Here is a 22,306-nt window from a genome sequence, read left to right on the forward strand (position 1 = left end):
ATTATTGTTTTTTAATTATCATCGCCGGAAGCACACCGATGTTTTCAGTGTCGGCTTTTTTGTGGTAAACATAGCCGTCTTCGCCTACAATTCTTACCGTTGTGCCTATTGTATAAGGTGTTCTGAGCCAGTACGGAACACCTTTAATTTTTTTAAAATCATGGTTTTCCCATTCCTTTATGCTTAGCAGGAAAACTTTTTCGGTATTTTCAACCTGGTATGCGCTGTCATAATTCTGCGACGCGTAACCGGGAATACAAAACCAGTAGAGGGGACGGGAACCATATTCCTTTCTGTCAGCGAAAGCAGGCGGGATTACCGTTCTTCTTTTCATCGGCAGAATTCTGTTTTTTTCATTCTCGGAAAATTCGTACAGAAAACCTTTTTCGGAATCGTCGTTAAGCCACGCTTTAATGTCCGATTCCGGCCAATAATTGGTATTGCCGGAAAACGGCCGAAATTCCACGATGTTTTTCGCCACGACGAAATAATACCCGTCGGTTTCTTCCAGTACTTCCCATTCAAGGGGCTGTCCCTTGTATCTTCCGAATAACAGTACTTTGTTTCCCGATATTCTGCCGTCTGCGGATATCAGAACAAAGAAAACCACGAAAAAAGCCAGGAAAGACAAGACAATCTGCCTGTTCAGCATATTTTCCGTCATAAGTTTGAGAATATCGCCTACAAGCAGGACAATCATTGTGTCCAAAAGCAGGTTGAATAAAAACATGTGCTTGATAAGGTCGGCTTCCCCGTTACCTATAACCGGAAATATCCACTGGCTTCCCGCGAAAATCATAAGCGTGAATTTCATCAGAATAAAACCGGCAGACCTGTTAACTTTTTTCTTTTTTAACAAATAAAACTGGTAAAGCGTAACCGAAAAATACAGTAAAAATACTGAGGTCACAGCGCCAAAGGCATATCCGTTGAACTGCTTACGTATCCACTCCCATATGGAATTGCGTTTTACAAACTTTACAATCTCGGTATCGTCTTCAATGCTGTAATTTCCAAGGTACGGGGGCCGGATAAAAACGCTTGATTCAGCGCTCAGTTTAAGCTTTTCAAACATTCTTCCGGGATTTCTCAGATAATACAGCGAAACCTCCAGTGGCCCGACTTTGTCATGGACCTCCTTCTGAAACTCTTCGCCGAAGACGTCAAAGCCGTCAAGATCGTCATAAACAGTCGTGTTGGCGAGAACAGCGTATTTTGTATCTATTCCAAGCTTTTGCAGCTCTTCTTCCGGGGTGTCTGAACCTTTCAGAATTCCGTAAAATATCGAATGGTAATTGTTTGGCTTTGCCATCCATTCGGGGATTTCCCGGTAAAAGCTGGCCGAGGCTGAAACGGTAAGGCAAATGCCCAGAAGAACAAAGATTCTCTTTCCGGGAGTTTTTGCAATGAAAAGGAAATATATTGAGAAAACGGCGATAAGAAAGCCTAACGGAATATTGGCCACTTTCGCACCAGCAAAAATTATGCCGCTTGTAAAATACAGAATAAGAGCCGGGTACTTTACTTCATTATTGTGAACCATATTAAGCAAAACCGAAAACCACATCAGAAAGCCTGCTAAAGTCGCCGATTCCCCGAAAAGAGAATTGTAATAAAGGATATAGCCCATGTTATAAAAAACTGTCAGCAGAAAAAGCAAAATAAACAGATCATATGCTGTTTTACCGGTCTTAAGCGCTTTATAAATAAGAGTGACCGAAACGGCGTGCAGCAAAAGAAATACCGTCGAAAGGGCCGCAATATCGAAATGCTCTATTTTCCCATATCTCAAATACGACACGGTACCGTCCGCCAGTTGGGCAGCTTTCACGAACAAAAACATGGTCGATTTTAATCCGATTTCATCTTTAGTTTCGGGATTCAATACAAACCCTGCAAAATCATACAGGTTGTCAAAGGACTTGATATATTCAAATCTGCGCTGGAAATAAAAAAACTTAAGATTATTGTCCAGAAGAAATCCGGACGGACGGCTTATTCTTATAAAGTCGGTATTGTCTGCAATCCCCACGACGTTAGGAACGTATAATAATATTACGCCAGCAAAAAAGAGAATAACAGCCAGTATAATATATCTGTGCCGCGGACTCAAGTTTATCATCCCCGGAAAAAAATTCCGCCTTTTATTTTTCGGTACAAAATTACCCCGGCAAAGTCTCCGGGGTAATTTTACCCTTTTAATAACTGTCATAGAAAATTATAACATAAAGTCAATTATTATTCAAATATAATAATTGCTTCCTTGTTCTTAATGCGAAGTGCAACTGTTTCAACTATTCTGAATACATGATTGAGATCCTTCGACTCCAGATACGCAGTTTCTATATCCTTGCCCACGGCGAGATCCATGTATTGGGGTTCGGCACATACCAATACCGCTTTATTGCTGCCAAGGACAGGTGCGTTGTAGAGATGACCGTTCAGCATTTTGCTGATTCTTTCCTCTTCCATGATACCCATACCGGGATTCAAACGCTGCAGCTGTACATACAGGTCAGGGCTTAATACGAGAGCGTACCGGCCAATCAGGAATTTGCTGCGGAACTGTGCCAAGCCCGCTGCCACATCCCTGAAGGCATTATCGCCGACAGTCCAATCGCTCTTTTGTATTTTAGCAGCGCCTTCTGCCGTCAATAATCCCTCCATTCCCAGAAATTCATTTCCGAAGAAAATAAGGGAATCTTCCTTCAGGGCAATGTTCTGAGCGGCCTGCCTTACCTTTGACAAATCCAGAGGAATGCCTGTGGAATCACTGTGTTCGATATCTCTCCAGTTAAGGGTAAAGTCTTCATAAATTTGGGGAAGTTCAACAAATTTTCTTCCCGTCGTTTTTACAAAGCCATTTTCGGCTTCTTCAGCAGTATTTACGCTGTCTATGTTTATGCTTCTGACTCCGGCTCCAAGAGGGCCGTATAAGGATAAGAAGCGGCGCCCGATTATATGGGTTCTTACGGTATTTACCACCGTATTATCTATATTAGCCCAGAAATCATCCGAAAAGGATACGGTATCGCGTGCGAGAAAATTCATGCTTTTCCCTCCTTTGTATTGACCTTTTCAGGTGTTTGCACAAGAGGTCTTGAATTATTTCAGCAGGCTGCCCACCGTTGACTGAGAGTTTGCTGAGTTGCTTTTAATGCCTGCTTCTTCCATCATTTCCTTGACTTCCTGTACGCCTTCTTCGAAATGTGCTGCTTCCGTCGGATCCAGGTGCCTTAGAAGAGTCATAAGTTCACCGACATGCGCTCTTTCTTCGTCTCTGATATCTGCGAGGACTTTTTTTGTAAATTCGTCATCGGTTGCCTGAATGTGGGCATCATAGAGATAAATTGCTTCCAGCTCCCCTGCAATGTCAAGACGTATTGCCTGAATAAGTTCCTCTTTTGTTAATTTGCGTTCAACATTTGCAGTAAACGGATTCCCAAAAACAGCCATGATACACAACTCCCTTCATTCGGTTATTTATTGTTCATGAAATCAAACATATCAGGGTAAAATAATTAACTGAATAAATTTTACCCTCTAATGTACTCTGTAATCATATTTTATCATATTTTTGCGCCAAAGAGTATTTAATGTTCCATATGTTGGTGAAAAATAAAATTTTACTGTTTGGATTGACATTTTAAACAACTGTGGTAAATTAAAATTGGAAAAATTGTAGAATTTAATTAAATTTTTCGTCATTTCCGAGGAATGAACTATATGTACAGCAATGAACCAATTAAGTACATACCGGAACGCCGAAAAAAGCCTGATATAATATGCCGTTTCCTTGATGCCGCTGTGGCTGTCGTATGGCTTTTGATATTATCGGTTCTTGCACTGGTGCATTTTGCCCGGCCAAGGGAGGAGAACTTTTTTGATCGGTTATTTGGAGTGGAAGTCAGAAAAACGATGGACTATTCATTGTTAAATATCGCATTTTGTCTCCTCGTGTTCCTTTTTGTTTTCAGCCTTATTTCCCTTATACTTAACACAAGGAGACTGAAAAGAAGAACCGATTACATTCGCAAATCTTTTATAATCTCGCTTATAGCTTCTTTTGCCGGAATTGTTATATACGCCGTTCATTACGCCATGTAATTTTCAATAAGCGGTTTCTTATATGCGGCGGATACCAGAAAGGTATCCGTTTTTTATTACAATGGGTTGTTTTATACTGAAATGACATTTTCGTAAATTTAAATTTCATTTTCAACCAAAAAAACCTAAGATATTCTGTCGTTGACAACTAACAGAATTAATTGGTATAATGGGGTATATTTCAAGTAATGTCGAATTTAGCAGGACAAAGTTCTGAACCAAAAAAATAATTTTTTAAATGCAAGTTCTGATAATCTATCTTTCAGAAATGGCGGCAATCAAATAGGGGGTAAACCTGTTTGAACATATTTTGAGTTATTGGAGGTCTGGTAAATGAGTTCTGCATCTTATAATCCTTTTGAAGTCGCACAGCAGCAGTTTGACAAAGTCGCGGATATGATTGGGCTTGACGGTTCTACCCGCGAGCTTCTGCGTCAGCCTTTGCGGGAATACCATTTCTTAATTCCCGTTCGCATGGATGACGGCAGTGTTAAGGTTTTTAAAGGCTTCCGCGTTCAGCACAACGATGCAAGAGGGCCTGCAAAGGGCGGTATACGTTTCCATCCCGAGGAAACCATTGATACCGTCCGTGCGCTGGCAATGTGGATGACATGGAAGACAGCAGTTGTGGATATTCCGTTAGGCGGAGGAAAAGGCGGTGTCGTCTGTGATCCGAGAACCCTTTCGGAAGGTGAACAGGAGCGCCTGTGCCGCGGTTATGTAAGGCAGCTGGCCAAGAATGTCGGCCCGTTCACCGATGTACCGGCACCGGACGTAATGACCAATTCCAAGCATATGCTCTGGATGCTGGATGAATATGAGACCATTGTGGGTGGAAGGTATCCCGGGTTTATTACCGGAAAACCGGTGGGAATGGGCGGTTCCCTCGGAAGAACGGAAGCAACGGGATACGGTGTGGTTTATGTTTTGCGTGAAGCCTTGAAACGGCTTGGAATTGACATTAAAAACACCACTGCAAGTTTCCAGGGATATGGCAATGTTTCCCGCTATGCGGTGGAATTGTATCAGAAACTGGGAGGAAAGGTAATAGCAATTTCAAGGTCAAGCTTTACGCTGCGCAAGAAGGACGGATTTGATGAAAAAACACTGGCCGCAATAGTGGATGAAAAAGGAGAGCTGGACAAGGAAAAGGCAAGGGATTACGGATGTGAAGTTCTGCCGAGGGAGGCATGGCTTGAGCAGGATGTGGATATACTGGTGCCCGCAGCAATAGAAAATCAGATAACAGGCGAGAATGTACATAAAATCAGCAATCAGGTAAAGGTTATAGTTGAAGGCGCCAATGGCCCCACAACTCCTGACGCCGATGCCGTTATCGAAAAGAGGGGTATTTTCATGATCCCTGATTTCCTTGCAAATGCAGGCGGTGTAACATGCAGCTACTTTGAGCAGATACAGAGCAATATGAACTATTACTGGGATAAAGACGAAGTTCTGACGAAACTTGATTATAAAATGACTTCGGCTTTTAATGCCGTGTATGAACTCTCACAGGAAAGAAAGCTGTACATGCGAGACGCTGCATATGTTATAGCAATAAAACGGGTGGCCGATGCGGTAAAAAGACGCGGTTGGGTATAAAAGTTTTGTCGGGGGACAGGGTATACACCTGTCCCTTTTTATTATGTATTTGCAGTTACCCGTTTTTGCTGTATCGTGACCGCGGTTTACCGTATTTCCTTTCTGAAAGCGGGCGTCGCAGGGAAATAAATGTAAAAAAGGAAGCAGGGGAGAGGTTCTCCTGCTCCGGTATACGTATTGTCACAAACCTTTTGTTTAAACCCGTGTCTGAAGTCATTGAGGCGGGAGGCTGCCGTTTTACTGAATTTCTATTTTCCTGCCTCTGTTTTTTGCAGGTTCGGCTTTTGGCAGGGTTATTGAAAGGAGCCCGTCCCTGTATGACGCTTCGGCTTCATCGGATTTAACCTGTACCGGTAACGGAATGGTCCTTGAGAAACTTCCGTAATACCTTTCGGAGTGATATAAATTTTCGTCGTTAAATTCGTTTTCTCTTTTTGTCTGCCCCGAAATCCTTACGGTATTTTCATCCACATAAATATTCAGATCTTCTTTTGAAACGCCCGGAATTTCGGCTTTGACAACAATTTTGTCTTCAGTGTCGTATACATCCACCCTCGGAGATATGTTTTTCCCGAAAAAACTTAACGGCGCGTTCTCGAAAAATCTGGCCACATCACGATCAATATCCCTGAAAGGATTCCAGGAAACCAGCCTCATTATTTACCCTCCTCGACAGCGGAATTTTTAATTTCACGATTTATATTTTCCTGTCGTTGTAAATTTATTCTTTTTTCCTGTAATTCCGTTTTTTGTACCGTGTTTTTTTTCTTCAGTCTGATAAATATAAACCCAATAAAAAAATTTTATAAAATATAAAAATTAGTTTTGACAATTATCGATCCTATGGTTACAATATAACAGGTGTTTTTTGAGGAAGTATAATAAAATATTTAAAAACCCAAGGAGGATGTTTTTTTATGGGCATTAATTCATCAATCGGATACCTGCCGGACGAGCGACCGCCAATATGGAAACTTCTTCTCTATGCTATCCAGCAGGTAATCGTAATGTTTCCGGCGACTGTAGCCGTCGCACTAATCACAGGGTTCCACATTTCAACTACAATTTTTGCAAGCGGGTTCGCCACTCTCTGTTTCATTCTCGTCACAAAAGGACAAATACCATTATATTATGGTTCAAGTTTTTCATACATTGCTGCAATAGGCAGTTTAATGGCTTCTGATGCACTGGCTTCGTATTCGTTGAATGAAAAAATTGCGGTTGCGCAGTTTGGAATTGTTATGTCGGGTTTTGTTTCAATCATAGCAGGATTAATTGTCAACCGGTTTGGTCAGGAGTCAATTGAAAAAGTTCTTCCAGCTTCTATTACGGGCCCGATTGCAATGGTAATCGGGCTTACTCTTGCCGGCACGGCTTTAAGTGACGCCTCTTCAATTGTGATTGACAACTACGGCACCGTATCCGTTACACCCGACCAGGCTGAACTTGCAAAAAACATGGCATGGGTTATTTCTCTTGTGACGTTGATCTCAACCATACTGTTTTCGGTATATTTAAAAGGATTTATGGGGCAGTTGCCGTTGATTCTCGGCCCGGCGGTTGGATGTATTACGGCTTACATTATCAAGGCTGCTACTGGAATTAACCTGTTTAAGGTACTGCCCGAAACCGCAAGCGACAAATTGTTTGCGCTGCCGATTTTTACGTTACCGAAGCCCACATGGATGGCTGTCGCGGCCATAATGCCGATAGCCATTGCAACAATTCCTGAATCGACCGCCCACGTGTATCAGCTGGACATATATGTCAATGATCTGGCGAAGAAAAAGGGAGTAGGCAAAAAATACAATATTGCTGATAAACTCGGCCTTAATCTGATCGGAGACGGCATAGGGGATATTGTGGCAGGATTAATAGGAGGTCCTGCGGGAACGAACTACGGCGAAAATATCAGCGCAATGGCGATTACTAAGGTTTTCTCGGTCCCGGTACTGATTGCCGCTTCGGTAATAGCCATGGTTATATCCTGCTTTACACCGCTGATTAATCTTATATATTCCATACCGGCTGCGGTTATAGGCGGTCTGGAAATTTACCTGTTCGGTGCAATAGCGGCTCAGGGTATCGCAATTATGGTTGAAAAGAAGGTTGACCTTTTCAGTTCAAAAAACATAGCATTAATTGCGACGATTATGATAATAGGCCTCGGCGGCCAGTATGCTTACGGCGGAAATATACCGTTCTTCGGAATTGAGGTTCCCTGTGTTGCAGGTGCTGCCATATTCGGAATTTTACTGAACATTATTCTCAGCATTGGCGGCAGAAAAGAGAATAAATAACGCCAAATACGCCTGTAATATGGAGTGGATTTTCGTACAAATTTCACTCCATATTTTTATTTACTTTAGTACGATAATGTAATAAAATAATAATGCGATGAATTGGTAATTACATTTGAAAGTTCGTCAGGAGGAATTTGAATGAGAAGAAAAATAGCGATACTTATGCTTGCCTGTATAACGATGCTTGCAGTAACGGCGTGCAAAGACAGCGCCGACACCGGTAAAAGAACATTTACCGTAGGTTTTGATAAGGATTTCCCACCCTTCGGTTTTGTAGACGAAAACGGCAACTACACCGGTTTTGACCTGGAAGTGGCCGCAGAGGTGGCAAAAAGGCTGGGTTGGGAACTGAAGCTCCAGCCGATATCCTGGGAAGCCAAAGACATGGAACTTTCGGCGGGCAATATTGACTGTATATGGAACGGGTTTACAATAAACGGCCGTGAGGACGATTATACGTGGACCGATCCTTATATGGCCAACAGACAGGTTTTTGTCGTAAGAGCCGATTCAGGTATTAAAACCCTTGACGATTTGAAGGGGAAAACGGTGGCTGTGCAGTTGGATTCCAGTGCCGAGGCTGCGCTGAATGACAGGCCCGATCTGCTTGAAAGTTTCGGCGAATACATAAAGACCGCAGATTACAATACGGCTATGATGGATTTGGAAGCAGGAGCCGTGGATGCAGTGGCAATGGATGAAACAGTTGCTATGTATCAGATAGAAAAAAGGGGCTTGAAATTTTCCATCCTCGAAGAAACATTGGCTGAGGAAATGTACGGCGTGGGTTTCCGTCTGGGAAATGAAGAACTGAGGGATACGGTACAAAAGGTACTCGAAGAAATGGCAGCGGACGGCACATTGTCCGAAATTTCGGTTAAGTGGTTTGGAAAGGATGTTACGATAATAGGAAAATAAATTTGACAATGATTTTATAGCTATTCGAGGAGAAAGAGGCAAGGGAATTTTACGGGGCGGTTTGCCGGGAACGGCGTCATACCGGGAATTCCAAAAGCAATTTTAATAAAGGATAAAAAGTTTATCAGTATTAACCGCGTAAGTGGGCGGGTGTTTTTACCGGAATGGGGGAAGGCAGGGCTTGAATTTAAAAGTATTGATAATTGAATTAACCGGCGGAATGCTGACTTCTATGGCCATTTTTACTCTTACGTTGTTATTTTCCCTTCCGCTCGGGCTTTTGGTCGCTTTGGGACGGATGTCGAAGAATAAACTTGTAAGTCTGTTTTTTAAGGTTTACATATCGATATTAAGAGGAACTCCGCTTATTTTGCAATTGATGGTTGTATATTTCGGGCCGTTTTTTATACTGGGAATTCAGATGCCGAGAAATTACAGGTTTACAGCCGTTATCATAGGGTTTGTGCTGAACTACGCGGCTTATTTCGCAGAAATTTACAGAAGCGGTATCGAATCAATCCCCATAGGGCAGTATGAAGCGGCAAAGGTATTGGGGTACAGCAAATATCAGACTTTTTTCAGAATAATTTTGCCGCAGGTTATTAAGCGTATTCTGCCTCCTGTAACAAACGAGGCCATAACTCTTATAAAGGATACTTCGCTGGCGTTTGCCATTTCGGTTCAGGAAATGTTTACGACGGCCAAGGCGTTTGCTTCGGCCCAGGCGTCAGTGGTACCCTTCATTGCCGCGGGAGTATTCTATTATGTATTTAACTTTCTGGTGGAACGCATAATGGGCTGGATAGAGAAAAAATTGAGTTATTACAGGATTTAAAAGTTTAAAATTATTCCGGAGAGATGAAAATGAAACTGTTTGAAATAAGAAACCTGAAGAAATGTTTCAATAACGCTGAAGTAATAAAAAGTATTTCATTGAGTGTGGAGCAGGGACAGGTGGTTGCAATAATCGGGCCGTCGGGTTCGGGAAAATCCACGTTGCTCAGGTGTGCCACAATGCTTGAAAGGATTGACCGGGGCGATATAATCTACCTCGGAGAGTATGCTGCAAAAACCGATGAAAACGGCAGGACAGTTTATGCCCCACAAAACACCCTTAAAAGGATACAAAGCTATTTCGGTCTTGTTTTTCAGAATTTTAATCTGTTCCCGCATTTTTCGGTGATCAAAAACATAACCGATCCCCTCATTTCGGTAAAAAAAATGAGAAGGGAAGAGGCTTATGAAATCGGCCGTTCGCTGCTCCGGAAAATGGGGCTTGAAGGAAAGGAAGACGCATATCCGTATCAATTGTCCGGAGGTCAGCAGCAAAGGGTGTCAATTGCCCGCGCGCTGGCTTTAAATCCCAAAATCCTGTTTTTCGACGAACCTACATCGGCCCTTGATCCCGAGCTTACGGGAGAGATTCTGAAAGTGTTGAGGGAACTGGCCAAAGAGCATATGACAATGGTAATAGTAACTCATGAGATGAGTTTTGCAAGAGATGTGGCCGATCGTATAATTTTTATGGACGGCGGAGCAATAGCTGAGGAAGGGACTCCCGCTGAAATAATGGACAACCCGAAAAATGAACGTTTAAAACAGTTCCTTGGAAAACTCGCAGGATAAAACGTAACACTAAAAAAGACGGAGGGAAAACCTCCGTCTTAATTACCTGTTCTGAAGTTTATATATAATTTTATAGCCATGGGATTCAATTTCCTTTTCAATTTTTTCGGTATCATAACTGCTTATGCCGATTACAATGGCGCTTTTCCCTTCAGAGCCGCGGTAAACGGCCACGTTGGTTATGTTTGCCCCATGAATGGCGAATATTCCGGCCAGATGGGACATAATTCCCGGTTCATCATTTACTTCTATTGTAAGCCTCGTGCCTTTCTCCCTGAATCCCAAAAGTTCGATAAAGGAATCAAAAATATCGCTTTCGGTGATAATTCCGACAAGCTTTCCGCTGTCAACAACGGGGAGAAAGCTGACACCGTTGTCGCGCATTAAAATCGCGGCTTCTTCCAGCAAAGCGTTAGGCGAAATGGTAATGGGGTTTTTCGTCATAACTTTGCTGATTTTTGTTTTCGCAAGAATATAGGTAAGTTCATTTATGCTAAGGCTTGTTGCCGGTGACGGTGTTGCGCGGGTTATGTCAAGGTTTGAAACAACGCCCACCAGTTTCCCGTCCTTTACCACGGGAAGCCTACGGATATTATTTTTGGTCATGATTTCATGGGCGTCGGGAATGGTTGCATCGGGGGAAATAGTGATAATGTTGGTTGTCATTTTGTCTTTAACAAACATAAAATTTAACCTCCCAGATATGCTTTTTTGACTTCGTCGCTCTGCAATAATTCCTTACCGGTCCCTGAAAGGGTTATTTTGCCTGTTTCCATGACGTAAGCCCGGTGAGCTATCTGAAGAGCCATATTAGCGTTTTGTTCCACAAGAAGCACCGTTGTGCCTTTTTCGTTTATATCTTTTATTATATCAAAAATCTCCTGAACAAGTAAGGGAGCAAGCCCCATTGACGGTTCGTCAAGGCACAGAAGTTTGGGACGGCTCATAAGAGCTCTGCCCATTGCGAGCATCTGCTGTTCTCCGCCCGATAACGTACCGGCAGCCTGTTTTTTTCTCTTCGCAAGAATGGGAAAGCGTTCAAATACCATTTCCAAATCCCGGGCTATTCCATCCTTGTCTTTTCTGAGATATGCCCCCAGCTCAAGGTTTTCAAGAACTGTCATTGAGCTGAAAACCCTTCGGCCTTCCGGAACATGGGAAATGCCTAATGCCACCCTTTCCTGAGCGGTTAGGTTTGTAATGTCTTTTCCGTCAAAAATAATAGCACCTTCGGTGGGTTTTTTCAGCCCCGATATTGTCCTGAGAGTGGTGGTTTTTCCGGCGCCGTTGGCTCCTATAAGTGTAACTATTTCACCGTCATTAACGGTAAGGGATATTCCTTTTATCGCATGGATAACGCCAAAATGTACATGCAGATTCTTAATTTCAAGCATTTCCCATTTCCTCCCCCAAATATGCTTCAATTACACGTTGATTTGATTTTATTTCATCAGGGGTGCCTTCTGCAATAATCATCCCGTAATCCAAAACGTATATTCTTTCACAAATCTTCATTACGAGGGACATATCATGCTCTATAAGCAATATGGTAAGGTTGAAGTTTTCTCGTATCCATCCGATCATTTCGGTCAGCTGCGCGGTTTCTGCTGGATTCATGCCTGCCGCCGGTTCGTCAAGGAGAAGAATGCACGGATCGGTTGCAAGAGCCCTTACTATTTCCAGTTGCCGCTGCTCACCATATGGGAGGTTTTTGGCAAGTTCGTCCTTTTTATGATCAAGTTTCAGAATTCTCAAAAGCTCAATACTTTTTTCAAGAACTTCCTTTTCGCTACTGAAATAAGATTTCGTATGAAAAAATCCCGAAAAAAGCCCGTAATTTATATCCTTGCGCATGGCAATACGGACATTGTCCAGAACGGTTAAATCCTTAAAAAGCCTGATGTTTTGAAATGTTCTGGCAATGCCTTTTTTGCAGATAACATATGGTTTAAAACCCTGTATCTGTTCTTTTTTGTTATTACGGTAAAGGGTGATTGTACCGGATGTAGGAGCATATATACCGGTTAACAGGTTAAATACCGTTGTTTTCCCTGCACCGTTAGGTCCAATCAGGCCTACGAGTTCGCCTTGTTCAAGTTCCATGCTTACGTTTGTAACGGCCATAAGACCGCCGAACGACTTTGTAAGCTTGTTTACTGTCAGTATGGGCATTATGCTATACCCCCATTCTTTTGCCTGAGTCCCTGAGCCCATTTTTTTACAACTGAAAAGGACAGTTCCTTCGACCCCATGATTCCCTGTGGTCTGAACAGCATTATTACAATCAGCAGCACTCCGTATATTACCATTCTGACTTCGGAAAATGACTGAAGCAATGTCGATATCAGAGCCAGAACTATCGATGCGATTACCGAACCCGATATGCTTCCCATACCGCCTAAAACGACTACTACAAGGATATCAATGGATTTCTGGAAGTCAAACATATCAGGGCTTATGAAATAAAAATACGAAGAGTAAATTGCCCCGGCAATACCTGCGAAAAATGCACCTGTAACAAATGCGATTACTTTATACTTCGTGGAATTTATCCCCATCGCCTCTGCGGCGATTTCATCCTCCCGGACCGAAATGCAGGCTCTTCCGTGGGAAGAATTGATAAAATTGCTGATTAATGCCACAGTACCCGCCGTAAACACAAAAAGCCATGTCCAGTTCACGAACTGCGGAATTCCGCTTAAGCCCGCGGCTCCGTTTGTAAGATCTTCCAGCACGTTCCTGAAAAATATTTTTATTATTTCCGCCATGCCAAGGGTGGCGATTGCAAGATAGTCGCCTTTAAGCCTCAGAGTTGGCAATCCGACGAAAATTCCCACAATTGCGGCCAAAACCGCGCCTAAAAGGAGGCCTCCGAGAAAACCCCAGACAGTGGGGTATCTTAATGTAATTAATGCGCACGTATATGCGCCTATTGACATAAACCCCGCATGCCCAAGCGAAAACTGCCCGGTAAATCCGGTTATCAGATTAAGGCTCACGGCAAGAATGACATTTATACAGACGGTGACGAGGGTTGAAAAAATATAGTCGTTTATGACATTGGTCATGATCAGAATCTGAACTATAGCATAAAACAGAACCAGTATTATCCATTTCCTGACCGTTATTATCCACTTATTGTTTTTTGATGCATCTTGAGACAGCTTCTTCATCGGCTACACCTTCTCTCTCATCTCTTTGCCCAGTAAACCCGATGGCTTGACGATCAGAATTATAATCAATATCGCGAAAACCACGGCATCTCTGTACATTGAATCCAGGTACCCCGATACCATTACCTCGACGAGCCCGATAAAATAGCCGCCGATCATTGCACCCGGTATGGTTCCAATCCCTCCGAAAACGGCAGCTACAAATGCTTTTAAACCGGGCATAACGCCCATAAGAGGGTTTATTGAATTGTAGTATATACCTACCAGGATTCCTGCAGCTCCGGCAAGGGCTGAACCTATAAGAAAAGTGAAGGATATTGTTCTGTCCACACTGATTCCCATTAACTGCGCTGCATCCCTGTCAAGAGAAACAGCCCTCATTGCTTTTCCAATACGGGTCTTTTTTACTATGAACTGCAAAAGTGCCATTAAAACAACCGTAATGCATATAATCAGAATCTGTTTGGCCGAGAAAAACAGATTGCCTATGTAATAGTTTTTGGTCAGAAAGCCTGTCAAAGGCGGATATGACCGGGAATCAGGCTTAACAAAAAACATTGTTGCATATTCAATAAACAGTGAAACTCCTATCGCAGTAATTAATACTGCAATTCTTGTGGCATCACGCAATGGCTTATAGGCTATTTTCTCAATGGTTACACCCAGTACGGCACAGACAAGCATTGAAATTAACAGGGAAGGGAAGAAGCCAAGTTTAAGGGTGGTCATACAGAAATAACCCACATAGGCTCCTATCATATACACATCGCCATGGGCGAAATTAATAAGATTGATGATGCCGTATACCATGGTATAACCGAGGGCAATAAGTGCGTAGATGCTGCCTAACGATATACCGTTTATTAACTGCTGTAAAAACCGTTCCAATTTGTCCCCCTCTTTCATATTGCAGTGTGTTATTTCTACATTTTGTTAAAACCCCAATTGATATATAGAAATATTATATCATAAAAACAGCATATCGCAGCCTAAGTGAAACAAAACGTGCTGCGATTTTTACAAAAACGTTAATATTATTTTATCTTCGCCATGGCAGTACCTAAAAAACATGAGGGCAGTTTTTCGCCCTCATGTCGGAATGTCATATTACGGGTTGACTTTTACACTGGAATGCTGTACCCCGTCTTTTAATTCGATGACGAATATGGATTTTACAGGGTTGTGTTTTTCGTCAACGCTTAATGTACCGGTTACACCTGCAAAGTTTTCGGTGTCTGCAAGGGCATTCTTTATAGCTTCACCGCTGAGATTTTCGGCACGGCTGATTGCGTCTGCAACAAATTTCGCCAGGTCATAGCCAAGAGCGTTGAAAGCGTTGGGTTTTTTACCGTATCTTGCCTCAAAATCGGATATGAACTTCAAAACGGTAGGATCTTCGTCAATTTCAGAATAATGGTTTGTGAAATATACGTTATTCAGCGCTTCGGCTCCTGCAAGTTCAAGCAGAACGGGGGAGTCAAAACCATCTCCGCCGAGGATTGGCTTGTCAATTCCCTGAGTGCGTGCCTGTTTTATAATAAGGCCTGCTTCATTATAGTAACCGGGTAAGTAAATGATGTCAAAGTCCAACCCTTTTATCTTTGTTATAATGGCGTTAAAGTCGGTATCGCCTTCAACATAAGCTTCCTCAGCAACAATTGTACCGCCTGCCGCAGTAAAGGTATCCTTGAAGTTGTTTGCAAGTCCCTTGCTGTAATCACTGGAGCTGTCCATGATTATAACGGCTTTTTTCGCAGAAAGATTATTGACTGCAAAATTTGCCATTACTCTTCCCTGGAAAGAGTCGTTGAAGCAGATTCGGAACACATATTCATGTACCGAGCCGTCGGCAGCCAGTGTTAAATTGTCGCCGGTAGCAGAACCTGTAATGATGGGGACTTTGTTTTTGTTTGCCACAGGTATTTGGGACGTGAAGCAACCTGTTGTGGCAGGACCCAATATAGCCACAACCTTGTCCTGGGAAACCAGCTTATTGGCAAGTGTTGCAGCTTCGGATTCCTTGGATTCGTTATCATACTTCACTGTTACTATTTTTTTGCCGTTTATTCCGCCGGCCTGATTAATCTCGTCGATGGCCATTTCAATTCCTTCTACCGAAGACTGGCCGTATGTAGCACTACCGCCGGACAATTCATAATTTATTCCTATCTTGATTACGTCCGATGATGAACCGGCGGAGCAGGCGGTAAACAGCGTTAATGCCATAACACATACAAGTAAGCATACCAATACTTTTTTCATTATTTATCCCTCCTTGTTTATTCCATGCATAAATATAATTTAGGTTATTGTATTATTTTTATATAATCATGTCAAGTGCTTATTATAGCTAAGTTTAGCGGCGATTTTACATTTTGTTAAAATGTATAAAAATATTTTTTATTAAAAAAGGTTTTATGAAAAAACGGTCCGGAAATTTATGTAAAAATCTCCGGACCGTTGTCGTTTATTACTGTTTTGCGTATCAGAAAATGGAAATGGTGAGGAACAAAGCAGACATAAGGGAGGCAACCAGTGATACGACGGTAATCTGTGTATTAATCGAAGGACCTGCCGTATCCTTGAACGGGTCACCTACGGTGTCGCCTACTACTGCGGCTTTGTGGGCGTCAGAACCTTTTCCTCCCTCATTTCCGGCTTCAACGTATTTCTTTGCATTATCCCACAGGCCGCCTGAATTGGACATGAACAATGCGAAAATAAGTCCGCTGATGATATTTCCGCCGAGGAAACCGCCGATTGCCTTAACTCCGCCGATAATTCCGACGGCTATCGTTGCCAGTATGGCCATCAGACCTGCAGGGATAAGCTCTCTGATAGCGCCTGTCGTAGCTATTTCTATACATTTGTCATATTCGGGTTTAACGCCGGGTTTTCCTTCCTTTAACCCTTCAATCTCATTAAACTGCCTGTGGATCTCGGCTACCATCCTCTGAGCGTTCCTGTCCACGCCCAGCATAAGCATTGCCGAGAAAATGGCAGGAATTGCAGCACCAATTATCAGACCAAAGAATACAAGAGGATTGATTATATCGAAACCTTCAATACCGGTTTTTCCGAGTTCGGCTGCAGCGGAATTGACTTCACTCATGAATGCTCCCAGCAATGCTATTACGGTAAGACCTGCAGCGGCTATTGAGAATCCTTTTGTAATTGCTTTTACGGTGTTTCCTGCGCTGTCAAGATCGTCCGTTATGGAAAGAACGTCGTCGCCCAGTTCTCCCATTTCGGCAAGACCCCTTGCATTGTCAACGATGGGGCCGTATGCGTCATTTGAAATAATCATTCCCACTATTGAAAGCATTCCGACTGCGGACATTGAAATGCCGAACATTGCATAACCGGGACCCAAAGGTTCGGAAATCTTATATGCCAAAAGCGATGCAACCGCGATACCCACCATCGCAGGAAAAATACTTAACATACCATAGGACATGCCTGACAGAATTGTAAAAGCCGGGCCCGATTTCGAAGCCTTAGCAACAAAACGAACCGGATTCTTCGTGTCATTGGTGAAATAGTCAGTAGCGATACCTATAATAACTCCGACAAGGAGTCCAACTATGCATGCGAACCAAATTCTCCACACAAAGTTGAATACCGCCGTTGCAATTGCGGTAAGGATTATATATACAAAAGTGGTGGTGTAAGTACTGTTATTCAAAGCTCCGGACGGATCTCCGTTTTTACCCATTCTGGCCATTGCCACACCTATAATTGACGCCAAAAGTCCTAACGCAGCATAACACAGAACCATGTTTACGTTCGATCCGCCGAGAGAGGCTGCCATAACAAGTGCTGCGGCCAATGAAGCAACATGGGAGTCAAAAAGGTCAGCGCCCATTCCTGCTACGTCACCGACATTATCGCCCACATTGTCTGCAATAACGGCAGGGTTTCTCGGGTCGTCTTCGGGAATTCCAAGTTCAACCTTGCCAACCAGATCGGCGCTTATATCTGCGGTTTTGGTAAATATTCCGCCACCGGCTTTGGCAAACAGGGCCAACGAGCTTGCGCCAAAGCTGAAGCCTAAAACCGCCGATGCATTGCCCGTTATAAGCATTACCAGTGAAACGCCTAAAAGGCTGGCACCTACAACTGCCATACCCATAACCGCGCCTCCGCGGAAACCGGTCAGGAATGCAGGTTTTATGCCTTTTTTGGCAGCTTCGGCAGATTTAACATTGGCTATTGTGGCAACTTCTATGCCGATTTTTCCTGCAAGAGCCGAAAGTGCCGTACCTGCAAGATATGCAACCGCCATTGTTATGTTTTCAGCGGCATTGCCCTGCCAGATTGGGTGTGGAAGGAACAGAAGGATTAGAATTGCAACAACACAGGCGAAACGAGCAAGAACGGTATATTCCTTTTTCAGGAATGTTGCAGCTCCGCTGCGGATTAAGCCGCCAACCTCTGCAATCTTCTTGTTTGAAGACGGCTGTTTCTTTACCCATTGATACAGCCATGCCGCAAATGCAAAGGCTGCGACCGCGATGACGACCGAAAAGAGCTCAAAAGTCGTCTGATTCATAAAAACACCTCTTCTCCTACAAAAAATTAGGCGAACAAATCAATAATATCATGTTATAATATTGAATTCAATATGTAAGCGCTTACTTATCGGAAATATGGCTTGTTTCGGTTTTCAGCCGGCTGATAAAACTTTCAGCGAATTTCCAGCCTGAGATTGATATGGAAAAAAATACTTGATATAATTCAAAAAAAGGAGGGAAGTTGTATGATATGCCAAAATTGCAATGCGGAAATAAATGAAGGAAGCAATTTCTGCAGATACTGCGGAAGCCCGGTTGGCGCGAATGTAAACACAGGCGGCCGGGATTTTTCGCAAAGCACGTCGGCCAATCCGGGAAAGCTTAACTACAAAATCTTTGGCGGCAGTTTTCCTGCAGTTTCCATCCGGTTAAATACCAATGAGAGTATTTATACCCAGGCCGGCGGAATGACGTGGATGGATGCAGGCATAACAATGGAAACGAATATGCAGGGCGGGTTAATGAAAGGTTTTGGGCGTATGCTGTCGGGCGAGTCGCTGTTTATGGTGACGTACACATCCCATGCTCCAAATCAGGAGATTGTTATAGCAAGCAGTTTCCCGGGGTGTATTCTGGATATCGATGTGGGACGCTGTCCGATTATAGCCCAGAAAAGCGCTTTCTTATGCGCACAGACCACCGTCAATCTGAGCATTTACGTGGCAAGAGGGCTAAAAGCGGGTCTTTTCGGCGGTGAGGGCTTTGTCCTGCAGCGACTGTCGGGCAGCGGGATTGCTTTTATTGAAATAGACGGAAGCCTTGTTGAACGTACCCTCGCACCGGGAGAAACCATTAAGGTGGATACCGGGAACGTCGCCGCTTTTGAGGAAACGGTGCAGTACCAGGCCGAAATGGTTAAAGGTTTTAAAAACATACTGTTCGGGGGAGAGGGCCTGTTCCTGACAACGTTAACGGGACCCGGAAAGGTATGGCTTCAGACAATGAGCATGCCCGAGTTTGCAAAAAGCATTATTCCGTATCTGCCCACATCCCGGTGACGATTTTTCAAAATTCATCTTTTATGATTTTTTCAATGGTATTGACGTCATTTTCCGGGGATAACGGCATTACGGCGGGACCGTCAATTATGTCGCCGGTATAACTGAATCTTGATCCATGGCAGGGGCAGTCCCACGATTTTTCAGCTGAATTCCAGTTCAGTTCGCATCCCATATGAGTGCATGTGGTATTGACGACGAAAAGCTTTCCGTTCTCATCGCGGTATGCGCCAACCCTCTCACCGTTATGTTCAAAAACCTTTGCCTCACCGCGTTTGATTTCCACGTTTTCGGGGACGGGGGAGATTTTGCCGGATATCAGGTGTTTGGCCACGTCCAGGTTTTCAACCACGAAGGTTTTTGCCGAACCCAGTATGTTTTTGCGCAGCGGGCTGTATACATCCTGCCATGGGCTTGAACCTTTCACAATCAAATCCCTGAGAATATTCGCAGCAGCCATGCCGTTGGTCATGCCCCATTTCTGAAAACCCGTGGCTACAAGGATATTCCGGGAATCCTGCTTGTAATATCCCACATAGGGAATACCGTCCAGTGTCATGCAGTCCTGGGTTGACCAGCGATATGGGATGTCTTCGACGGTAAACAGTTTTGCTGCGAAATCTGCGAGCTTGTAATAATGTCTGGCCATATCGGTACCCTGACCGGTTTTGTGGTTTTCACCTGCTACAAGGATTAAATTTCCTTCCCCGGTATCAAGCCCTCTTAATGATCTTGAGGGCTCTTCAGCGTTTATATACATCCCGCCTGGATATTTTTCCTTTGCACGGACGGCAATGATATAAGCCCTTTCGGTATAAAGCCGTGAAAAATACATGCCGGGCTTATTGTAGAAAGGATAATGGGAGGCTATTATAACCTTTTCGGCGGTTATTTTTTGTCCCTGCAAGGTTGTAAGGGTTATCCTTTTACCTTCTTCCAAATCCACTATTCTGGTATTTTCGTAAATCTTTACACCCGCATTGCTTATAATCTCTGCAACAGGCAAAAGAAACCTGCGTGGATGAAACTGTGCCTGACCGTCAAACTTTATGCCGGCTTTTATTTTCAGCGGAAACGGGATTTCTTCGGTGTATGATGCCTTGATGCCAAGCCCGGATGCGGTTCTAAGTTCGTCTTCGATTTTTTGAACTGTTTCTTCGTTTTCGGTATAAATATACGCCGGTTGAGGGGAATAATCGCAATCGATTTTATGAAGGTCTATTATATCCTTTATCTGTTTTATCGCTTCTTCGTTTGCGTCGGCATATTGTTTCGCCAGTTCGGCCCCCATCTGATTTTTCAGCTTGTCATATATAAGCCCGTGCTGGGATGTTATTTTTGCCGTAGTATGACCGGTTGTGCCGTTTAAAATTTTTCCGGCGTCAATTACGGCTATGCTCAAGTTTTCTTTATGAAGAAGGTAGGCACACAGTATTCCCGTTATACCCGCACCTACTATCGCAATATCCACCGATACATTCCCGTCAAGCGAGGGATAGCCGGTAGAAGTTGTAGAAGCGAGCCAGTATGACTGGGGCGGTTTCTCAAAAGTTTTATATAATACGTTATTCATTTGCACTCCTCCAGCATAATGTTACCGCAGAATGAAAATTATAATTGATTTCCGGACATTAATTAATTTCTGCAAAAATCGGCCAAAATATCCGGAAAATCATTAGCTGTTACATAAAAATCCGGATTTAACAATGTATTAACGAAAACAAAAACCGGAAGCGGAGGTTTTCGCCCTCTGCTTCCGGTTTCTTCTACACTGAAAGAGAATAACTTATTCGGCATAACTGTTGAAATAATTCTGAATATAAATAATAGGCGTTCCCTTATCACCGCTTCCAGATGTCAGATCACAGAGCGATCCAATCAAATCGGTAAGCCGTCTTGGCGTTGTGCCCTGGGAAACCATATCGTCAGCGGGTTTTGAGTGCTTGTTCCTGATATAATCGGTTATTGCCTTTTTCAGTTCATCACCTTTTAAACCGGAAAATTCATTATCCGCCAGGTATTTTAATTTGACTTCATGGGGAGTGCCTTCGAGCCCTTTTGTATAACCCGGTGATACAACAGGATCAGCCAGTTCCCATATTTTTCCCACCGGATCCTTGAATGCTCCGTCACCATAGACCATCACTTCAACGGTTTTGCCCGTTTTTTCCTTCAGTTCCTTCTGTATGCTTTCAACAAGTTCCTGACAGTTTCTGGGAAAGAGTTTCACGACGGTTTCGGAGGCCTTGTTCGAACCCAAAAGACCGTATTTTTCATTATAGCCACTACCGTTCACAGGCGAAGTGAGAATGTCATCAAGGCCGAAAACCTTTTTTGCTCCGTTTTCCTTGAGGATTCTCTTTGTCCTGTTCCGGGTATGAATGTCACATGCGAGCACGTTTTCAGTATAACGGAGGATGGTTTTGGGATTGTTGGAAAAGATAATTTCACACGGTATTCCGGCTTCATTGACGATTGACTTGTAATATTCGATATAATCAACACCGGTAAAAGTGTGTTTGTGATAACCAAAACAGTTTCTGAACTGTTCTTCGGTAAGGACGTCGGTATAGGGGTTTATGCCCTTCTCATCGAGCAGGTCAATATCTATCAGATGGTTTCCGACCTCGTCGGAAGGGTAGTTAAGCATTAGAACGATTTTGTCGGCACCTCTGGCAATTCCCTTCAGACAGATTGCAAAACGGTTCCTGCTTAATATCGGAAATATTACTCCTATTGTGCCGCCTCCGAACTTGTTTCTGACATCCTCGGCAATGGCATTGATATCGGCGTAATTCCCCTGGGCGCGGGCGACAACCGATTCGGTTATTCCGATTATATCCCTGTCCTGAATTTTAAAACCTTCAGCCTGGGAGGCTTTCAGAACAGTTTCTATCACTATGTCCCTGATGTTGTCGCCTTCCTTGATGATTGGCGCCCTCAAGCCTCTTGCTATAACTCCCACAATCTTTTCCATAATTTATCTCCTCTTAATGAAATTTTGA

The 22,306-nt window shown here is 43.4% G+C and carries 20 protein-coding genes; 7 read left to right on the forward strand and 13 right to left on the reverse strand.

The genetic code is table 11. The features are described 5' to 3' along the window. Position 1: 1 nt before the first annotated feature. From wsfD to CST_RS04655, 3 genes are all read right to left on the reverse strand, one after another. On the reverse strand, positions 2 to 2,122 hold the full coding sequence (gene wsfD, locus CST_RS04645; RefSeq protein ID WP_015358676.1) for a glycan biosynthesis hexose transferase WsfD: 2,121 nt from the start codon (positions 2,120 to 2,122) through the stop codon (positions 2 to 4). A gap of 116 nt (positions 2,123 to 2,238) precedes the next feature. Further along, positions 2,239 to 3,051 carry a family 1 encapsulin nanocompartment shell protein gene (locus CST_RS04650; protein ID WP_015358677.1) on the reverse strand — a complete coding sequence of 271 codons (813 nt, stop codon included), beginning with the start codon at positions 3,049 to 3,051 and terminating at the stop codon, positions 2,239 to 2,241. Positions 3,052 to 3,105: 54 nt separating this feature from the next. Beyond that, positions 3,106 to 3,456 (reverse strand): demethoxyubiquinone hydroxylase family protein, encoded by a 351-nt coding sequence (locus CST_RS04655; protein WP_015358678.1) that lies wholly within the window; start codon positions 3,454 to 3,456, stop codon positions 3,106 to 3,108. Positions 3,457 to 3,726: 270 nt separating this feature from the next. Here CST_RS04655 and CST_RS04660 point away from each other — a divergent pair, with 270 nt between their 5' ends. Beyond that, positions 3,727 to 4,107, forward strand: coding sequence for a hypothetical protein (locus tag CST_RS04660; protein WP_015358679.1), 381 nt, complete (start codon positions 3,727 to 3,729; stop codon positions 4,105 to 4,107). A 333-nt stretch (positions 4,108 to 4,440) separates the two neighbouring features. Further along, positions 4,441 to 5,709, forward strand: a complete 1,269-nt coding sequence (locus CST_RS04665) for a Glu/Leu/Phe/Val family dehydrogenase (RefSeq protein WP_015358680.1) — start codon at positions 4,441 to 4,443, stop codon at positions 5,707 to 5,709. A gap of 237 nt (positions 5,710 to 5,946) precedes the next feature. On the opposite strand, the gene CST_RS04670 is transcribed toward CST_RS04665, so the two are convergent. Then, a complete protein-coding gene (locus tag CST_RS04670; RefSeq protein ID WP_015358681.1) occupies positions 5,947 to 6,366 on the reverse strand; it encodes an Hsp20/alpha crystallin family protein in 420 nt (139 codons plus the stop codon). Positions 6,367 to 6,626: 260 nt separating this feature from the next. Between CST_RS04670 and CST_RS04675 the strand changes: the two genes are divergently transcribed. The 4 genes from CST_RS04675 to CST_RS04690 all read left to right on the forward strand — a co-directional run bounded on the left by CST_RS04675 (position 6,627) and on the right by CST_RS04690 (position 10,556). Continuing rightward, positions 6,627 to 8,009, forward strand: a complete 1,383-nt coding sequence (locus tag CST_RS04675) for a uracil-xanthine permease family protein (RefSeq protein ID WP_015358682.1) — start codon at positions 6,627 to 6,629, stop codon at positions 8,007 to 8,009. Between the two features lie 141 nt (positions 8,010 to 8,150). Beyond that, the gene (locus tag CST_RS04680) at positions 8,151 to 8,930 is read left to right on the forward strand and encodes an amino acid ABC transporter substrate-binding protein (RefSeq protein WP_015358683.1); all 780 of its coding nucleotides are present in this window, start codon (positions 8,151 to 8,153) and stop codon (positions 8,928 to 8,930) included. A gap of 181 nt (positions 8,931 to 9,111) precedes the next feature. Then, positions 9,112 to 9,765 carry an amino acid ABC transporter permease gene (locus CST_RS04685; RefSeq protein ID WP_015358684.1) on the forward strand — a complete coding sequence of 218 codons (654 nt, stop codon included), beginning with the start codon at positions 9,112 to 9,114 and terminating at the stop codon, positions 9,763 to 9,765. Positions 9,766 to 9,794: 29 nt separating this feature from the next. Beyond that, positions 9,795 to 10,556: an amino acid ABC transporter ATP-binding protein gene (locus tag CST_RS04690; RefSeq protein WP_015358685.1), complete on the forward strand. Its 762-nt coding sequence runs from the start codon at positions 9,795 to 9,797 to the stop codon at positions 10,554 to 10,556. Positions 10,557 to 10,598: 42 nt separating this feature from the next. On the opposite strand, the gene CST_RS04695 is transcribed toward CST_RS04690, so the two are convergent. The 7 genes from CST_RS04695 to CST_RS04725 all read right to left on the reverse strand — a co-directional run bounded on the left by CST_RS04695 (position 10,599) and on the right by CST_RS04725 (position 18,281). Continuing rightward, positions 10,599 to 11,240 (reverse strand): CBS and ACT domain-containing protein, encoded by a 642-nt coding sequence (locus CST_RS04695; protein ID WP_015358686.1) that lies wholly within the window; start codon positions 11,238 to 11,240, stop codon positions 10,599 to 10,601. Between the two features lie 5 nt (positions 11,241 to 11,245). Then, positions 11,246 to 11,950 carry an ABC transporter ATP-binding protein gene (locus CST_RS04700; protein ID WP_015358687.1) on the reverse strand — a complete coding sequence of 235 codons (705 nt, stop codon included), beginning with the start codon at positions 11,948 to 11,950 and terminating at the stop codon, positions 11,246 to 11,248. After that, positions 11,943 to 12,728 (reverse strand): ABC transporter ATP-binding protein, encoded by a 786-nt coding sequence (locus tag CST_RS04705; protein ID WP_015358688.1) that lies wholly within the window; start codon positions 12,726 to 12,728, stop codon positions 11,943 to 11,945. The genes CST_RS04700 and CST_RS04705 overlap by 8 nt, the downstream gene beginning before the upstream one ends. Further along, the gene (locus CST_RS04710) at positions 12,728 to 13,729 is read right to left on the reverse strand and encodes a branched-chain amino acid ABC transporter permease (RefSeq protein ID WP_015358689.1); all 1,002 of its coding nucleotides are present in this window, start codon (positions 13,727 to 13,729) and stop codon (positions 12,728 to 12,730) included. Before CST_RS04710 ends, CST_RS04705 begins: the two co-directional genes overlap by 1 nt. Positions 13,730 to 13,732: 3 nt before the next feature. Further along, positions 13,733 to 14,617: a branched-chain amino acid ABC transporter permease gene (locus CST_RS04715; protein ID WP_015358690.1), complete on the reverse strand. Its 885-nt coding sequence runs from the start codon at positions 14,615 to 14,617 to the stop codon at positions 13,733 to 13,735. A 219-nt stretch (positions 14,618 to 14,836) separates the two neighbouring features. Next, positions 14,837 to 15,991, reverse strand: a complete 1,155-nt coding sequence (locus CST_RS04720; RefSeq protein ID WP_015358691.1) for an ABC transporter substrate-binding protein — start codon at positions 15,989 to 15,991, stop codon at positions 14,837 to 14,839. A 223-nt stretch (positions 15,992 to 16,214) separates the two neighbouring features. After that, positions 16,215 to 18,281 carry a sodium-translocating pyrophosphatase gene (locus CST_RS04725; protein WP_015358692.1) on the reverse strand — a complete coding sequence of 689 codons (2,067 nt, stop codon included), beginning with the start codon at positions 18,279 to 18,281 and terminating at the stop codon, positions 16,215 to 16,217. Between the two features lie 207 nt (positions 18,282 to 18,488). On the opposite strand from CST_RS04725, the gene CST_RS04730 reads away from it, so the two are divergent. Further along, positions 18,489 to 19,301 (forward strand): TIGR00266 family protein, encoded by an 813-nt coding sequence (locus CST_RS04730; protein WP_015358693.1) that lies wholly within the window; start codon positions 18,489 to 18,491, stop codon positions 19,299 to 19,301. A gap of 7 nt (positions 19,302 to 19,308) precedes the next feature. Here the strand turns inward: CST_RS04730 and CST_RS04735 are convergent, their stop codons facing one another. Together CST_RS04735 and CST_RS04740 are read right to left on the reverse strand one after the other, a co-directional pair. Beyond that, positions 19,309 to 20,874 (reverse strand): FAD-dependent oxidoreductase, encoded by a 1,566-nt coding sequence (locus tag CST_RS04735; protein ID WP_015358694.1) that lies wholly within the window; start codon positions 20,872 to 20,874, stop codon positions 19,309 to 19,311. A gap of 213 nt (positions 20,875 to 21,087) precedes the next feature. Then, a complete protein-coding gene (locus CST_RS04740) occupies positions 21,088 to 22,278 on the reverse strand; it encodes a coenzyme F420-0:L-glutamate ligase (RefSeq protein ID WP_015358696.1) in 1,191 nt (396 codons plus the stop codon). Positions 22,279 to 22,306: the final 28 nt, after the last annotated feature.

Source organism: Thermoclostridium stercorarium subsp. stercorarium DSM 8532 (assembly GCF_000331995.1).
Taxonomy (GTDB): Bacteria; Bacillota; Clostridia; order DSM-8532; family DSM-8532; genus Thermoclostridium; species Thermoclostridium stercorarium.

Coding starts and splice junctions, on each gene's coding strand:
- CST_RS04740 (WP_015358696.1), bottom strand. CDS start 22,278: ATGGAAAAGATTGTGGGAGTTATAGCAAGAGGCTTGAGGGCGCCAATC.
- CST_RS04690 (WP_015358685.1), top strand. CDS start 9,795: ATGAAACTGTTTGAAATAAGAAACCTGAAGAAATGTTTCAATAACGCT.
- CST_RS04700 (WP_015358687.1), bottom strand. CDS start 11,950: ATGCTTGAAATTAAGAATCTGCATGTACATTTTGGCGTTATCCATGCG.
- wsfD (WP_015358676.1), bottom strand. CDS start 2,122: ATGATAAACTTGAGTCCGCGGCACAGATATATTATACTGGCTGTTATT.
- CST_RS04660 (WP_015358679.1), top strand. CDS start 3,727: ATGTACAGCAATGAACCAATTAAGTACATACCGGAACGCCGAAAAAAG.
- CST_RS04705 (WP_015358688.1), bottom strand. CDS start 12,728: ATGCCCATACTGACAGTAAACAAGCTTACAAAGTCGTTCGGCGGTCTT.
- CST_RS04655 (WP_015358678.1), bottom strand. CDS start 3,456: ATGGCTGTTTTTGGGAATCCGTTTACTGCAAATGTTGAACGCAAATTA.
- CST_RS04670 (WP_015358681.1), bottom strand. CDS start 6,366: ATGAGGCTGGTTTCCTGGAATCCTTTCAGGGATATTGATCGTGATGTG.
- CST_RS04720 (WP_015358691.1), bottom strand. CDS start 15,991: ATGAAAAAAGTATTGGTATGCTTACTTGTATGTGTTATGGCATTAACG.
- CST_RS04680 (WP_015358683.1), top strand. CDS start 8,151: ATGAGAAGAAAAATAGCGATACTTATGCTTGCCTGTATAACGATGCTT.
- CST_RS04695 (WP_015358686.1), bottom strand. CDS start 11,240: ATGTTTGTTAAAGACAAAATGACAACCAACATTATCACTATTTCCCCC.
- CST_RS04665 (WP_015358680.1), top strand. CDS start 4,441: ATGAGTTCTGCATCTTATAATCCTTTTGAAGTCGCACAGCAGCAGTTT.
- CST_RS04730 (WP_015358693.1), top strand. CDS start 18,489: ATGATATGCCAAAATTGCAATGCGGAAATAAATGAAGGAAGCAATTTC.
- CST_RS04735 (WP_015358694.1), bottom strand. CDS start 20,874: ATGAATAACGTATTATATAAAACTTTTGAGAAACCGCCCCAGTCATAC.
- CST_RS04710 (WP_015358689.1), bottom strand. CDS start 13,729: ATGAAGAAGCTGTCTCAAGATGCATCAAAAAACAATAAGTGGATAATA.
- CST_RS04725 (WP_015358692.1), bottom strand. CDS start 18,281: ATGAATCAGACGACTTTTGAGCTCTTTTCGGTCGTCATCGCGGTCGCA.
- CST_RS04650 (WP_015358677.1), bottom strand. CDS start 3,051: ATGAATTTTCTCGCACGCGATACCGTATCCTTTTCGGATGATTTCTGG.
- CST_RS04675 (WP_015358682.1), top strand. CDS start 6,627: ATGGGCATTAATTCATCAATCGGATACCTGCCGGACGAGCGACCGCCA.